Annotated in this window: 16 protein-coding genes; 8 read left to right on the top strand and 8 right to left on the bottom strand. The window is 60.0% G+C overall.

The genetic code is table 11. The annotated features are described in order from the left end of the window. Positions 1-141: 141 nt before the first annotated feature. The 7 genes from ACHZCU_RS02120 (at position 142) to ACHZCU_RS02090 (ending at position 6323) form a co-directional block, all read left to right on the top strand. Positions 142-1530 carry a hypothetical protein gene (locus tag ACHZCU_RS02120; protein WP_319517451.1) on the top strand — a complete coding sequence of 463 codons (1389 nt, stop codon included), beginning with the start codon at positions 142-144 and terminating at the stop codon, positions 1528-1530. A gap of 92 nt (positions 1531-1622) precedes the next feature. Further along, the gene (locus ACHZCU_RS02115) at positions 1623-2441 is read left to right on the top strand and encodes an IS5 family transposase (RefSeq protein ID WP_319519719.1); all 819 of its coding nucleotides are present in this window, start codon (positions 1623-1625) and stop codon (positions 2439-2441) included. 108 nt (positions 2442-2549) lie between these two features. After that, complete coding sequence (locus tag ACHZCU_RS02110) at positions 2550-3116, top strand: XRE family transcriptional regulator (protein ID WP_319519728.1); 567 nt, start codon at positions 2550-2552, stop codon at positions 3114-3116. A 9-nt stretch (positions 3117-3125) separates the two neighbouring features. After that, complete coding sequence (locus ACHZCU_RS02105; RefSeq protein WP_319517450.1) at positions 3126-3656, top strand: GNAT family N-acetyltransferase; 531 nt, start codon at positions 3126-3128, stop codon at positions 3654-3656. Positions 3657-3805: 149 nt separating this feature from the next. Continuing rightward, positions 3806-4843 carry a histone deacetylase family protein gene (locus tag ACHZCU_RS02100; RefSeq protein ID WP_319517449.1) on the top strand — a complete coding sequence of 346 codons (1038 nt, stop codon included), beginning with the start codon at positions 3806-3808 and terminating at the stop codon, positions 4841-4843. 148 nt (positions 4844-4991) lie between these two features. Beyond that, positions 4992-5651 carry a BA14K family protein gene (locus ACHZCU_RS02095; protein ID WP_319517448.1) on the top strand — a complete coding sequence of 220 codons (660 nt, stop codon included), beginning with the start codon at positions 4992-4994 and terminating at the stop codon, positions 5649-5651. Between the two features lie 180 nt (positions 5652-5831). Further along, on the top strand, positions 5832-6323 hold the full coding sequence (locus tag ACHZCU_RS02090; RefSeq protein ID WP_319517447.1) for a BA14K family protein: 492 nt from the start codon (positions 5832-5834) through the stop codon (positions 6321-6323). 163 nt (positions 6324-6486) lie between these two features. On the opposite strand, the gene ACHZCU_RS02085 is transcribed toward ACHZCU_RS02090, so the two are convergent. The 5 genes from ACHZCU_RS02085 to ACHZCU_RS02065 all read right to left on the bottom strand — a co-directional run bounded on the left by ACHZCU_RS02085 (position 6487) and on the right by ACHZCU_RS02065 (position 11775). Beyond that, positions 6487-7740, bottom strand: coding sequence for a class I SAM-dependent RNA methyltransferase (locus ACHZCU_RS02085; RefSeq protein WP_319517446.1), 1254 nt, complete (start codon positions 7738-7740; stop codon positions 6487-6489). After that, positions 7730-8509, bottom strand: coding sequence for a TlyA family RNA methyltransferase (locus ACHZCU_RS02080; protein WP_319517445.1), 780 nt, complete (start codon positions 8507-8509; stop codon positions 7730-7732). The genes ACHZCU_RS02085 and ACHZCU_RS02080 overlap by 11 nt, the downstream gene beginning before the upstream one ends. Positions 8510-8568: 59 nt before the next feature. Further along, positions 8569-10488: a 1-deoxy-D-xylulose-5-phosphate synthase gene (gene dxs / locus ACHZCU_RS02075; protein WP_319517444.1), complete on the bottom strand. Its 1920-nt coding sequence runs from the start codon at positions 10486-10488 to the stop codon at positions 8569-8571. A 61-nt stretch (positions 10489-10549) separates the two neighbouring features. Then, positions 10550-11479, bottom strand: a complete 930-nt coding sequence (locus ACHZCU_RS02070; protein ID WP_319517443.1) for a pirin family protein — start codon at positions 11477-11479, stop codon at positions 10550-10552. A gap of 41 nt (positions 11480-11520) precedes the next feature. Further along, the gene (locus ACHZCU_RS02065) at positions 11521-11775 is read right to left on the bottom strand and encodes an exodeoxyribonuclease VII small subunit (protein ID WP_106309984.1); all 255 of its coding nucleotides are present in this window, start codon (positions 11773-11775) and stop codon (positions 11521-11523) included. A 301-nt stretch (positions 11776-12076) separates the two neighbouring features. Between ACHZCU_RS02065 and ACHZCU_RS02060 the strand changes: the two genes are divergently transcribed. Continuing rightward, positions 12077-12475, top strand: coding sequence for a thioesterase family protein (locus tag ACHZCU_RS02060; protein ID WP_106309988.1), 399 nt, complete (start codon positions 12077-12079; stop codon positions 12473-12475). A 5-nt stretch (positions 12476-12480) separates the two neighbouring features. Here ACHZCU_RS02060 and ACHZCU_RS02055 read toward each other — a convergent pair whose 3' ends face one another. Genes ACHZCU_RS02055 through ACHZCU_RS02045 form a run of 3 tightly spaced genes read right to left on the bottom strand, consistent with a single transcriptional unit; the run spans position 12481 to position 14341 of the window. Further along, entirely contained in the window at positions 12481-13044 is a 564-nt protein-coding gene (locus ACHZCU_RS02055; protein WP_319517442.1) for a biotin transporter BioY, read from the bottom strand. After that, on the bottom strand, positions 13041-13664 hold the full coding sequence (locus tag ACHZCU_RS02050; RefSeq protein ID WP_319517441.1) for an energy-coupling factor transporter transmembrane protein EcfT: 624 nt from the start codon (positions 13662-13664) through the stop codon (positions 13041-13043). The genes ACHZCU_RS02055 and ACHZCU_RS02050 overlap by 4 nt, the downstream gene beginning before the upstream one ends. Then, entirely contained in the window at positions 13664-14341 is a 678-nt protein-coding gene (locus ACHZCU_RS02045; RefSeq protein ID WP_319517440.1) for an ABC transporter ATP-binding protein, read from the bottom strand. The genes ACHZCU_RS02050 and ACHZCU_RS02045 overlap by 1 nt, the downstream gene beginning before the upstream one ends. Positions 14342-14423 lie beyond the last annotated feature (82 nt).

Genomic DNA, 14423 nt, shown 5'->3' with positions numbered 1-14423 from the left:
GGTTAAAACCCCCATGAATGGCAGTGGGCGAACCAAATTGCGATGCCAGCGGCGTTGTAAGATACACATAAGTTGCAAAAATTGGTAAGAATGCAATTATTAATTGCATTCAAAAATCTGAACATACCAATGGAGAACCACATGAAGCCCGGCATGCGTGGATATGTTTCTGGCGACCTTGTATATTGGGGTGACCCAGTCGAAGTTGCCTCTCATCTGTATTATCAGGCGAATTCGGGAGCACGCTGTACGCGTCTCAACGGCGAAGATTGGGTGTTCTGGAAGGACTTATACTCCAATACCATCCTCTACAAGTGTGGAACCGATCAAACGTGGCCCTCCTGCTCCGTGTATTCGTTCAGGTTCTCCTCGGATGAGGTTCCCGGCGTAGCGACCTATAGAAATCAGGTCCACGCTGCCTACAAACACGCTGGTTCCGGCGCGATTTATTGGTCTGTCTATAATCGCGGCTGGAGTAACGCGATACAAATTTCAGGTGCTTTCACAAGTGCTTCTCCGGCGCTTGCAGTCTATAACGATCAACTTTTTCTTGCCTGGAGCACGAATGACAGTACTCCCTCGCTGTCGTATTGCTGGTTTGACGGAACAAACTGGTCCGCACCGCAAAATACTCGCTACCCCGTCACCGGCGGCCCGGCAATGGCGGCGCATAATGGCGAACTATTTTTTGCCTGCGCTAGAGGTAACAACTCACCGATTGTCTACCTTCGGCACGCAAACGACACGTTGTCCACACCGGCAATCATTAATGCCAATTACATTTCTGAATGGGCGCCCGCTCTTGCAAGCAATGGTAAAGAACTGCGGATGACATGGTACGGTTATCCTAACCTCCACGCATTGACGACGGCCTGGACCAGAAATTCGGGCTGGAGCGCTGCCAAACAACTTGAGAAAGTATATCCAGTTTGCTCACCGGGAATGTATGGTGATTTTTCCGGGATCAGAATCGTATGGGTCACATCCTCTCCTGGCGGCATTCTGACACTGAGCAAGACCGTTGACGGCTGCCGAAATTACTGGGTAAACGGGAAGGCAATGCCCGATAGCTGGGTGACGGTCACTGTGACAGAAAATTCGACAACCCGAAGCTATGCTACAGTGCAGGCTGATGGACACGGCGCCTGGTCCATGGACTTCGACGCAAACCTGAACGATGGCGATAGAATAGAAGCCACTGCGTCCTTTGAAAAATATGGACCACAATCGGGTGCCTTTGTAACGGTCATCGGTCAATCGCAAGACGACAATTATGTCTACGTTCGCAACGTCACGCCGACAGGCGTTACCGGCATTGCCCCGCTGCCCGGCCAGGTCATCAAGGGCTGGCGATCGAGCGACGGGAAATTGGTTGTCAACTATACTGTCGCCGGAACAAGTTTCGAAGCGCCGTACCTGTTTCCTGGCGCTTACATAGACGGCGACACCATCAACCTCGTTTCGCAGTTTCCTGATGATGGCACCATGACGCACTTCAATGGTGGGCCGGCGCCTTATTCCTATCCCTGAGTGTCTGTCCAAGAATGGCGATGACGTCGCGGGGTTGAGTGAAGGGCGGCAATCAGATTCTTTGTATTTTGCGACAAATACGGAGATATCGAATGGCCTGGACACCCTTCACCCGGCGTCACCATGACAGAAGCCGCCTGCGCTACGCAAGTGACCTGACGGATCGGGAATGGAGCATGATCGCGCCTTTTATGCCATCTCAGCCGTCGCGCGGCCGCAGGCGCAGGACTTCGCTTCGCGCCGTGATAAACGCCATTTTCTACCTGCTGCAATCGGGTTGCCAATGGGCTTTGCTGCCTCACGACTTTCCGCCGAAGAGCACAGTCCATCACTATTTCAAACGGTTCTGCCGGGACGGGACATGGCGACGTATTCATGACGCGCTCTATTGCCGGACCCGGCGATTGGAGGGGCGTGAGGAACAGCCGTCGTTTGCCATCATTGACAGCCAGTCGGTGAAGACTGGCCCGGATGCCCGCCGTGATGTCGGCTATGATGCCGGCAAAAAGGTCAAGGGCCGCAAACGGCACATCCTGGTCGACACGCTCGGTATGCTTCTAAAGGCCGAGGTTCACTCGGCAGACATTCAGGATCGTGACGGAGCAGCGTTCGTGTTCAACAAAATCGCCAATCGTTTTCCCTTCATCGAAAAAATCTGCGGTGATGGCGGCTATCAAGGCCAAAGGGTCGAAGAGGCAAGCCCGAGACCGATGGAGATCGTCAAGCGCAGTCAAGCAGGTTTTCAGGTTCTGCCGAAGCGCTGGATTGTCGAACGAACATTGGCGTGGCTCGGGATAAACCGCCGTTTGGCAAAGGATTTCGAGCGGTTCTCAGCAACAAGCCTCGCCTTCATTCAGACCGCTATGATCAAGCTCATGACAAGGCGGCTCGCTCGATATCCGCTTTCTTGAACAGACTCTGAGATATCCACGCTGACAGCACCCGACGATGTGTGCACTTCTTCAGAATAAACGCTTGACTCTCCTATAATAGAATTACATGATCTCATCATGGATATTATCGATTCAACCTTCGACCGGACCATTGCGCTCAACCTCAAGCGGCTTCGCGCCGAAAAGGGGCTGACCCTCGACCGGCTTGCCGAATATTCCGATGTCAGCAGGGCAATGATCTCACGCATCGAGCGGGCCGAGGCGTCGCCTTCGGCTCTGGTGCTGGCCAAGCTCTGTGCTGCGCTCGGCACTTCGCTTTCCGCTTTCTTTGCCGATGCCGACAGACCGTTCGATCCGTTGTCGCGGCGGGCCGATCAGCCGGTCTGGCGCGATCCCGAAACAGGCTATTCGCGCCGTTCGATTTCGCCTGCGGGCACCGGATCGTCGGTCGATATCGTGCTGATCCGCTTTCCGGCCGGCGGCCGTATTGCCTACCCGCCCAAGCATGGCGCCGAGGGATTGAACCAGCATATCTGGGTGCTGTCGGGTGTTCTCGATGTCGCTTTCGGCGAGGAAAACTGCCAGCTTTCCAAAGGGGACTGCCTGTTCATGCCGGTTGCCGAACCGCATGTTTTTTCAAACCCGGGCCAGGTCGACGTCACCTATTCCGTGATCATTGAACGCGCACCATAGACAGGGTTTATGATGAAAATCACGCTCCTGAACGGGCAGCAGGCCGAAGCCGCCATCCCCGCACTTTCAGCACTTCTGGCCGATAGTATCGAAGACAATGCCTCCATGGGCTTCATGGCGCCCTATGATAACGAAGGGGTTGAAACCTACTGGCAGCAGGTGGCCGCGGGGGTTGCCGCCGGTTCCCTTGTGCTTCTGGCGGCTGAGATCGAGGGTGAAATCGTCGGGACGGTGCAGGCCGGCTTTGCCCAGAAACCCAATCAGCCGCATCGCGCCGATGTGATGAAACTGATCGTTCACCGCAAGGTTCGGGGACGGGGGATTGCCCGCAAGCTGATGGAAACACTGGATGCGGTCTGCATCGAAGCGGATCGATGGCTTCTGGTACTCGACACGGCGACGGGAAGCGATGCCGAGGCCATTTATCCGCGCCTTGGCTGGCAGCGGGTGGGCGTTGTTCCCGACTATGCGCTTTATCCCGAAGGCGGTTATTGCGGCACCACGTTCTTCTACAAACGGCTCGGTGATCAGCCACGGTAAAAGCCGTTATTTTCGTTCCGGGCCGGCGGGGCCGGACGGGCAAATGGCATGCCGCTGCAATTGTCCGGCTGAACTTGTCGTGTGTTGTGGATTTTGCGTCAGAATGGGGCTACCGAAAGGGAGTAACTCTTGAATGAAGGGGCCTCGAAATGCGCGTTATCTACTCCGAAGACCACAAGCTGCGTGATGCCAGAACCGAGCTGCATGGCGGTGAACTGGTGCAGCCCTTCGAGGGACCTTTCCGGGTGGAGTGGATCCGCGCGGCGTTAAAGCAAAAGGGCTTTGCCGACGAGGTCGCGCCGACCCGATATGATCTCTCCGTGCCGCTGAAACTGCATGATGCGGGCTATCTTGGGTTTCTTGAAACGGTATGGGAGCGCTGGCTTTCAGCCGGCTTCACCACAGAGGCAATTCCGATTTCGCTGCCGGTTCGTCGCTCTGATCATGCCCGCCCGCCACACAATATCGACGGTCTCATCGGTTACTATGCCAATTCCGTCGAAACCTCGATCACCGAGGGCACCTATCAGGCCGCACTGGCGGCCAAGGATTGCGCCATGACCGGGGCCGACTATCTGAGCAAAGGGAACCGCTTTGCTTTTGCGCTCTGCCGTCCGCCGGGCCATCATGCCGGTATCGACCTGTTCGGCGGCTACTGCTTCCTGAACAACGCTGCGATTGCCGCCCAGCGGCTTCGCGACAACGGCGCGAAAAAGGTTGCGATCCTCGATGTCGATTTCCACCATGGCAATGGCACACAGGATGTCACCTATGAGCGGGATGACATCTTCTTTGCCTCGCTGCATGGCGAGCCGGACCATGCATTTCCCTATTTCTGGGGCCACAAGGAAGAAATCGGCAAGGGCAGGGGCGAGGGCTTCAACGCCAATTTCCCGATGCTGCGCAATACCGCCTGGCCGGTCTACAGCGAAGCGCTGGAGGCGGCGCTGGAGCGGATTTCGGCTTTTGGCGCCGAGGCGCTGGTGCTGTCGCTCGGCGTTGATACCTTCGAGAAGGACCCGATTTCCTTCTTCCGCCTCAAGACCGAGGATTTCCTCACCATGGGGACACGCATTGCCGCATGCGGATTGCCGGTGCTGACCGTCATGGAGGGCGGCTACGGCGTGCATGAGATTGGCGACAATGTTGCCAATGTTCTGATCGGGTTGGAAAACGGCAAAGCCTGAACGGCCGTCCAGGGCGACATATTTTCGATGCCTTTTGCGTTAATGTTGCATTCAGGTTGAATGTTCTAACGAGACGACCCAGGATTGCGGACGGGTCGCTTATGCGGTGATCCGCCGACGCTTCCGATGTTTGTTCAGGAGGCAGCTCATGTTCAAGACAGCGAGAAAGGCATTTGTTACACTTGTAACGGCGGGCATGTTGGCCTCGGCGGCCATCGTTCCCGCACAGGCGCGGCCCATGGGTGGATTCCATGGCGGCGGCATGCATTTCCACGGCGGCGGAATGCCGCATGCCGGGGGACCGGCTTTTCACGGTGGTTTTCCCAGAGGCCCCGGGCCGGCGCTTCACGGCGGACTGCACCGGCCACCGGCGTTTCATCCCACAGGCAATCCCCATTGGCATGGCGGCCCCCCGCACGGGCATGGTGGTCCTCCCCACGGGCACGACGGTCCGCATTACGGACATGGCGGCCCGCATCATGGCCATCCGCCGCCGCCCTACAGGCCGTATCCCGTGCCCTATCCGGTGCCGGCCTATGGCGGCCCCTACGGCCCGTACGGACCCGGCTGGTATGGTGGGCCGTACTGGAACAACTGGGGCCCGGCCCTGACCTTCGGTGCAGGCGCTCTGATTGGCGGTGGTGTTGCCGCTGCGGCAACGAGCAGCAATACGGCGCCGGCACAGGCGGGGATAAACCCCAAGCATTATCAATGGTGTGAGGACCACTACAAATCCTACCGGGCATCCGACAATACCTATCAGCCCTATCACGGGCCGCGCAAACAGTGCACCTCGCCGTATTACTGACAGGCGAGTGAAACACGATTTGTGAACGCATGCGCTGTCATTTTACCGGCAGCGCGTGCACCCTATCTGGTTTCTGAAACGTTAATCCCGGGTTCAGATTGGATCTATTAGCATCTGCTTTGAAAGTAACGAATTCGGCGTCCGGTCGTTCGGCACTGAAGCAGAAAACAGGAGAAACAGATGACCAGATTGGCAAACAAAACGGCAATCGCCGCAATTGCCTCCGCATTCATGGCGGTGAGCGTTCTGCCTGCGGAAGCAATGCCGGTGATGAACCCGGCTTCCTCGGTCAGCGATAATATCGAGACGGTGCAGTATCGCGGTGGCGATCGCCGTCATCACGGTGGAGGCCATTACCGCCACGGCGGCAGGAACTATCACAATGGCCACAACAACGGCCATGGCTGGGGCCATCGTCCGCCGCCCCGTCACCATCGTTATGATGACGATAATGATTCATGGGTTCCGCTCGCCATTCTCGGCGCGGGCGCCCTCATCATCGGTGGCGCGGTTGCCTCCAACAACCAGCGGAGCCGGCCGCAGCAGGCCTACGGGCTCAATCCGAAGCACTATAACTGGTGCGAGTCGCGCTATCGCTCCTATCGCCCGAGCGATAACAGCTTCCAGCCCTATAACGGGCCGCGCAAGCAGTGCCTGTCGCCGTATTACTGATTTCGGCGCATGCCATGAAAACGAAAACCCCGGCGGCCAGCGGCCCCGGGGTTTTTTGTGTCCTGGATCATCGGGCGGTTCATCTGAACCGCCCGATGATCCAGCTCTTGTTTTGACGCATCGGGTTATCGAAAAACCGGATTCCACTTTTTCGCCCGATGCTCTAACCGCGGCTGAGAAAGGCAACCGCCTCCACATGGGCGCTTCGGAAGAACTGGTCGATCGGGACAATTCTGTCGATGCGATAACCGCCCGCCTTCAGGATTGCCAGATCGCGGCCAAGTGTCTGCGGATTGCACGACACCGCAACAATGCGCGGAACGGCAGAACGCGCCAGTTCCTCGGCCTGTTCTTTCGCGCCCGCGCGCGGCGGATCAAACACCACGCCATCATAGGGGGCCAGTTCGCGCGGCAGAAGCGGACGGCGGAAAAGGTCGCGTCGCTCGGTCGTTACCTGCCGCAGGCCCTGCCGGTTTCGCGCCGCCTGATCCAGTGCGGCGAGCGCCGGCCCGTCGAATTCCACGGCATGAACGCGTGCTTTTTCCGCCAGCCGGAGCGCGAAAGTACCGAAGCCGCTAAACAGGTCTGCCACACGTTTGCGGCCTTTCAGGTGCTTGAGAACCAGTGCGGCCATGGCCTCTTCCGCCGCGCGCGTTGCCTGGGCAAAACCGGCAGGCGGCGGTAGAATTCTGGTGCCCGCCATTTCAAGCGCGGCTTTCACCGGTTCCACGACGATTTCGTCGCCAATTGTCAGCCGGGCGATGCCCTTGACGGTCATGACCGCGCGAATAGCGGCCTGCCGGCGTTTTTCAGACGGCGCCGCTATATCGGTAAAGCTGATGTCGAGGCCGGTCTGCGTTTCCAGCACGGCGATACGGAACGGTTCGCCGGAGGAGACCAGTATGCCGGCAAGAAGCTTCAGTGCGGGCAGGCGCGCAAACAGCGTCGGCGTCAGCACCGGACATTCCTCGATGGCAACGATGTGATGGCTTTCCGGGCTGGAAAAGCCGAGCAGGATGCCCTTTTCGGTGCGTCGCCCGGCAAAGCTTGCCCGCCTGCGCTCGCCGGGGCCTGATGGCACCAGCGGCGCGACGGGACAGTCGATGCCGTGGGCGGCAAGCGCATCGATCACCACCTGCCGCTTGAAGGCATCATAGGCATTGCGCTCGAGATGTTGCAGGGAACAGCCGCCACAGGTGCCGTTCTCGCCGTCCGGGCCGAAATGGCGACAGAGGGGAGCGATGCGCTCGGGCGACGTCTCCAGCAGCGACAGCATTGTCGCCTTCGATTTCTCGCGCGCGACGGTGACCTTCTCTCCGGGCAGGGTGAAGGGGATATAGACCGGCCCATCGGCGCTTGCAGCAATGCCGTCGCCCTGGCTTCCGAGCCGTTCGATTACAAATGTTTCAGCAGCCATGGCGGTCCTGTTTTCCGGTTGCGCCGGGCTTTTTGCCGGCAAGCAGATATTCACGGTTTCCGTCTCCGCCTTCAATCGGCGAGGGGGCGATGCCGAAACTTTCCCATCCCTGCTCGTCAACGAGCCAGGTTTCGAGTTCGGCGGCAATTTCCGGGCCGAGCGCTGCATCCCTGAGCAGGCCCTTCTTGCCGATATTCGCCTTGCCGGCCTCAAACTGCGGCTTGACCAGCAACACGCAGAATGCGCCGGGTTCGGCCAGCGAAAGTGCAGGCGGCAGGGCAAGTTTGAGCGAGATGAACGAGACATCGGAGACCACGAAGCCGACCGGCCTTTCGCCGATGTCGTCACGCGAAAGATGCCGTGCATTCACACCCTCGATATTGGTCACGCGCGGGCTGTCGGCAATCCGTGCCGCCATCTGGTCATGGCCGACATCGATGGCGGTCACATGAGCCGCGCCGCGTTCCAGCAGAACCTGCGTGAAACCGCCGGTGGAGGCGCCGATATCAAGCGCGTTCGCATCCTTCGGCGACAGGGCGAAATGGTCGAGCGCGGCAATCAGCTTCAGCGCCGCGCGGGAGACATAACCGCCGGCCGGATCTTCAACCGAAATCAGACTGTCGGGCGAAACGGTTTCACCCGGCTTCCTGGCGGTTTTTCCGTTGACGCTGACGGCGCCGCGCAAAATGGCATCGCGCGCCCTCGAGCGGGTTTCAAAATGGTTGAGGCTGACCAGAAGCTGGTCGAGGCGCCGGGCGGTATCGGTCATAGCCGCTCCATGAACGCATTTTGCCGAAAGTGCAAGCGGCGCGCCTGCGACAGCCCCTGTTACCCCGTCGTGCCGGTCGAGATGCCGGAACGGCCGAGTGCGCGGAAGACCGTATCGACGATGCCGTCACGATCAAGCCCCGCCTTCTGGTACATGACCTCGGGTTTGGCCTGTTCCATCCAGATATCGGGCAGCACCATCTGGCGCACCCGAAGGCCCTGATCGAGCAGGCCCTCATTGGCGAGGAACTGGATGACATGGGCGCCGAAACCGCCGGCTGCACCCTCTTCGATGGTCACCAGCACTTCGTGATGTGCGGCAAGCTGGCGGATCAGGTCACGGTCGAGCGGCTTGGCAAAACGGGCATCGGCGACTGTCGTCGACAGGCCTGCCGCATTCAGCACGGTTGCCGCCTCGCGACATTCACCAAGGCGCGTGCCGAAGGACAGCAGCGCCACCTTCGAGCCTTCCGAAATGATCCGGCCCTTGCCGATCTGAAGGATATCGCCGCGCTCCGGCAGTTCGATGCCCGTTCCCTCGCCACGCGGATAGCGAAACGAGATCGGCCCCTCGCTGTAATCGGCGGCCGTGCGGACCATGTGCATCAGCTCCGCCTCGTCGGCTGCCGCCATCACCACGAAGCCGGGCAGGGTGGCAAGGTAGGTGGTGTCGAACGAGCCGGCATGGGTTGGGCCGTCAGCGCCGACGAACCCGGCCCGGTCAATGGGAAAGCGCACCGGCAGGCCCTGGATTGCAACGTCATGAACCACCTGGTCATAGCCGCGCTGCAGGAAGGTCGAATAGAGCGCACAGAAGGGCTTTATGCCTTCGCTCGCCAGACCCGCCGCAAAGGTGACGGCGTGCTGTTCGGCAATGCCGACATCAAAAAGCCGGGTCGGATAGAGTTCCTGAAACTTGTCGAGACCGGTGCCGGAAGGCATTGCCGCGGTAATCGCCACGACATTTTCGTCGCGCCGCGCTTCCTCGATCAGGGCCTTGGAAAAGACGGAGGTATAGCTCGGCGCATTCGGCTTCGACTTCGTCTGCGTCCCGGTCACCACATCGAAGCGGCTGACGGCGTGGCATTTGTCGGCCGCGGCTTCCGCCGGCGCATAGCCCTTGCCCTTCTGCGTTACCACATGGATCAGCACGGGGCCGCGGGCGTTGTCGCGGGCGTTGCGCAGCACCGGCAGCAGATGCTCGAAGGAATGGCCGTCAATCGGGCCGATATGATAGAAGCCGAGCTCCTCGAACATGGTGCCGCCGGTGACGAAACCGCGGGCATGGCCGACGGCGCGCGAAATCACGCGATCGATCGACTTGCCGAGATAGGAGGTGATCCGCTTGGAGAAATCGCGAACCTCGAGATAGGCGCGGCCGGAGGCAAGACGCGCCAGATAGGCGCTCATCGCCCCTGTCGGCGGGGCAATGGACATATCGTTGTCGTTGAGGATCACGATCTGGCGGGCGCCGATTGCGCCGGCATTGTTGAGCGCCTCGAAGGCCATGCCGGCGGACATCGCGCCGTCGCCGATGACCGAGATGACGTTGCGCGGATTTTCCTGCAAATCGGAAGCGACCGCCATGCCCAGCCCGGCGGAAATCGAAGTGGAGGAATGGCCCGCGCCAAAGGGGTCGTATTCGCTTTCCGCGCGGCGGGTGAAGCCGGAAAGGCCGTTTTCCTGCCGCAAAGTGCGCATCCGCTCACGTCGCCCGGTCAGGATCTTGTGCGGATAGCACTGGTGCCCGACATCGAAGATCACCCGGTCATGCGGTGTATTGAAAACCTTGTGGATCGCAATCGTGAGTTCGACAACGCCAAGGCCTGCGCCCAGATGGCCACCGGTGCGCGAAACCGCGTCGATCATCTCCGCGCGCACTTCACCGGCAAGCTGCGGCAAATCGTGATCCTCCACCTCACGCAGGTCTGCGGGCAGGTTGATCCGGTCGAGAATGGAAGTTTTGGACGGTAGCGTCACTGCAACGGGCCTCATGCGCGAGCCGATCGCGCTCTTGTTTCTAAATCGTTTCTAGCGAATTTCAGCGTCCGGGCAAAGGAACAAATTCGGTTTCGTCGCCGGGCACCAGGCCGAAACGGCCCTGCCGCCAGTCTTCTTTCGCCTGTTCGATCCGTTCTTTCGAGGACGAAACGAAATTCCACCAGATATGGCGCGGTTTTTCGAGCGCCGCTCCACCAAAAAGCATGAGACGGCATCCATGTTCCCCCGCGCCCGAAATTGTGATCGTGTCATGCGGGGCAAGAACCAGCAATTGCTCGGCCTTGAAGACATCCCCGGCAATCTCGATTTCGCCTTCGAGCACGTAGATCGCGCGTTCTTCATGTTCGGCGGGAAAGGAAAACCGGGCGCCGGGCCTCAAGGCGAGATCGACGAACAGCGTATCGGTAAATGTATGCACATCGGCCTTCAGGCCGGAAAAATCGCCCAGTACAACGCGGCCGCTGACGCCGTTTTCCGAAATGGTGGGCAGGGCGTTCTTTTCGGTGTGGCCGAAGGTCGGGTCGATCTCTTCGTCGTTTTCGGGCAGGGCAAGCCAGGTCTGGACGCCGGAAAGGGCGTGCGGGCGCAGCCTCAGGTCTTCCGGCGTGCGCTCCGAATGGACGATGCCGCGCCCCGCAGTCATCAGATTGACATCGCCGGGGCGGATGACGGTGTGGTTGCCGAGCGTGTCGCGATGACCGATCTCGCCGGAGGTCAGATAGGTGACCGTCGACAGCCCGATATGCGGATGCGGCTTGACGTCGAGAGCCTCGCCATTGCCGCCGAAACGGGCAGGCCCCATGCGATCAAAGAAGATAAACGGCCCCACGAGCCGTCGCTTGATGGTCGGCAGTGCGCGGCGGACTTCGAACCCGCCGATATCGCTGGTGCGCGGAAGAATGAGCTGCGACACGGCCTTGCAGGATTGCGCATCACCGAATTCAGGATCAGGTCCCGGAAAGAACGACATTGCTGCACACCCCCTGCGCTTTCCGCGCTGTCATGAGTTCGTCAGGCCTGGTCGAGCGGTTCTGTCGCCGCGGGCTGGCCATCCCGGTCGAGACGGATCTTTTCAACACGCGCCTCGGCGGCATTCAGCAGTTTTTCGCAGTGTTTTTTCAATTCTTCGCCGCGGGCGTAAATGGCAATCGATTCATCGAGCGCCACATCGCCGCGCTCAAGACGCGCAACGATCCGCTCGAGTTCTTCCACGGCCCGTTCGAACGTCAGCTCGGAGACGGCGGTGGGCTTTGCTGGATCGGTCATAGTCTTGCCTCTTGAAATTTCGATAGTCGCCCGCACTTATCGTGGCGATGCCGTTCAGGCAAGGTAATGCAAGGCGTGGCGAATGCAAGGCGCTGTCGTGTCGACAATCGGGCGGCCGGCAGGCGAGGCGGCCATTGCCCCAAGCTTTCAAACAGCCCGTCATGGCATTTGATGTGGAAAGGTTCTATAGAACGCAGACGTGGACCGCATTGTCGCAGATATGCGCAATGCCGGTTTGCCGGGTTTTGCGTAAAGGGTTGCGTGACCGCAAGCGGTGAACGTGGCCGGGAAGGTGTGGCCGATGGATGACAGGCATCCGGAGCGAATTGAACTGCGTGTTCCCTACCGGGATATCGATATGCATGGGCGCATGCACACCGCCGCCTATATCGAGCATGCGGAAGAGGCGCTGGCGCGTTTCTGGCGCTATCGCCCGGCGGTGGACGGCGAGCCGGCCTATGTCGTGCGCAAGGTCGGCTGCACCTATTACCGGGGCCTGAGAAATGGCGAACTGGCGCAGTTGACCGTGCGCGCGGCAAAGATCGGCGGCAAGTCGATCGGGTTCAACGTCGCCGTACAGGCGGGAAACGAGATTGCCGCAGAGGTCGAACTCTTGTGGACTGCCGTGCATCAGGAAAGCGGCGAGCCCGCGCCCCTGCCGGAGGCGACGCGGGACTGGCTTTATTCGTTTCTGGACTGAGGCGTTCAGAGCGACCTTTTCGGCAGCAATGGATATCCCAGCATCACCGCTCGACCGGCAAGGGCTGCAAGCCCGGCCTTGATCAGGTCGCCGGGCACAAAAGCCAGCGTTCCGGCCACCGCTTTCGAGACACCGGTGCCTGCGCCGTAGGCCAGCCAGGCAATCCCGAGGAAATAGACCACCACAATGCCGCCCATGGCAGCCGCGATGAAAAAGCCGAAGGTCTGTTTCACCGGGCTTTGCGTATCGGCGTAGATTTCGGCTAGCGCGCCTGCGATATAGGCGCCCGGCAGCCAGCCGACCAGGAAGCCGGCCGTGGGGCCGACAAACACGCCAAGGCCGCCGCGTCCACCGGAAAGCACCGGCAGGCCGATGACGATCAGCACGAACAGCAGCAACACAGCCGCTGCGCCGCGTTTGCGGCCGAGGATGATGCCGGCCAGCATGACGCCGAGTGTCTGTGCCGTGACCGGCACGGGAATGAAGGCGATCGGGATCGGCGGGAGAATGCCGAGCGCCGCGATGATGGCCGCAAAGAGCGATACCAGAACCAGGTCGCGTGAGGTCATTTCGTCTTCCTTTTCTGTGGCCGTCCGCGAATGCCGCGGGCGTCGATTGCATCGGCGATACTGTCCGCATCCCGCAGGGTCAAGATGATCAGCGGAACGATTGCGCCCAATGGCCTGAAGGCAATGCCGCGCGCCCGGTGCGCATCGCGAATGGCGCTGTAGCGCGAAAGGATATCCGGAACGAAGCGGATCACAAGTCCGATTGCAAGGCCGATGTCTGCAGCTCTGATGAGCCCGGCGCGTTCAAGCGGCATGGCCCAGCGCGTGATGGTGTCGATGAAGGCGGGAACCGGCGTTGCCGCCGTGATGGCTGCGGCCAGAAACATCAGTGCCGAAAGCCTGAGAACGGAGGTGGCGGCGACCTGCCAGGGATTGAAGATCAGATTGAAGCCTCCAACCAGGAGAATTGCCGCGCCGATCGGCACAAGACGCGCCAGCGCCTGACGCGGCTGCATCGGCAACATGAAATAAAGGCCTGCGGCAAGGGCCATCATGAGGCCAAGGACAGTCAGACTGCCGATCAGGAAGATGGCGATGCTGAATGCAATCAGGCCGGCGAGCTTTATCCCCGGCGCCATGCGGTGGAGGAATGAGTTGCCTTCGACGTAAAGCGACTGCATCAGCGGTTCATCGCCTCATATTGCTCGATAACGGTCCCGGCGGGGCCATCGCCGATGAGACGGCCTTCGTGAAACAACAATACCCGTTCGAAGGACGAAAGTGTCGCCAGATCGTGCGAGATCGCGATGACGTCCTCTTGCAATGCGTCGATGGTTTCGGCAACGCGGCGGCGGTTCCTGAGATCGAGCTGGTTGGTCGGCTCATCGAGAATGACCAGCGAGGGGCGGGGGGCTAGCACGGCGGCAAGGGCGGCGAGCTGCAGTTCCCCGCCCGAAAGCTCATGGGCGCGCCGTCTGGCGAGGTGAGCGATGCCGAGCCGCGCAAGGGTGCTTTCGGCACGTGCGGCAATGTCTGCCTTTGCCACGCCGCGCGCCTTCAGGCCTAGTTCGATATCATCCTGCAGGATCGGCAGAATGATCTGGTTTTGCGGTGATTGGAATACATAGCCGGCATCGGCATTGACGGCAGCCAGCTCTTTCACCGTGTCGCGACCGTTGACGGTGACGGTTCCGGTGCCTGGTTTCGTCAGCCCGTTGATCAGCCGCGCAAAGGTGGTCTTGCCGGAACCGTTGAGCCCGATAATGCCGATCCGGTGTCCGGTCAGTGTCAATGTCAGCGGATGAAGCGCCGTGCGGCCCTCAAAGGCCACGCCGGCTTCACGGAATTCGATCTTCAAAATGCGCTCCCGATCAAGACCGCATCCTTATAGTCATCGAAATCACATTTCGATAGGGGGAGTTAGGAGCTCCCGAAAGGCA

Origin of the sequence: uncultured Martelella sp. (assembly GCF_963677965.2) — a bacterium.
In the GTDB taxonomy this organism is placed as follows: Bacteria; Pseudomonadota; Alphaproteobacteria; order Rhizobiales; family Rhizobiaceae; genus Martelella; species Martelella mangrovi.
This window is presented reverse-complemented; position numbering and strand designations above follow the sequence as displayed.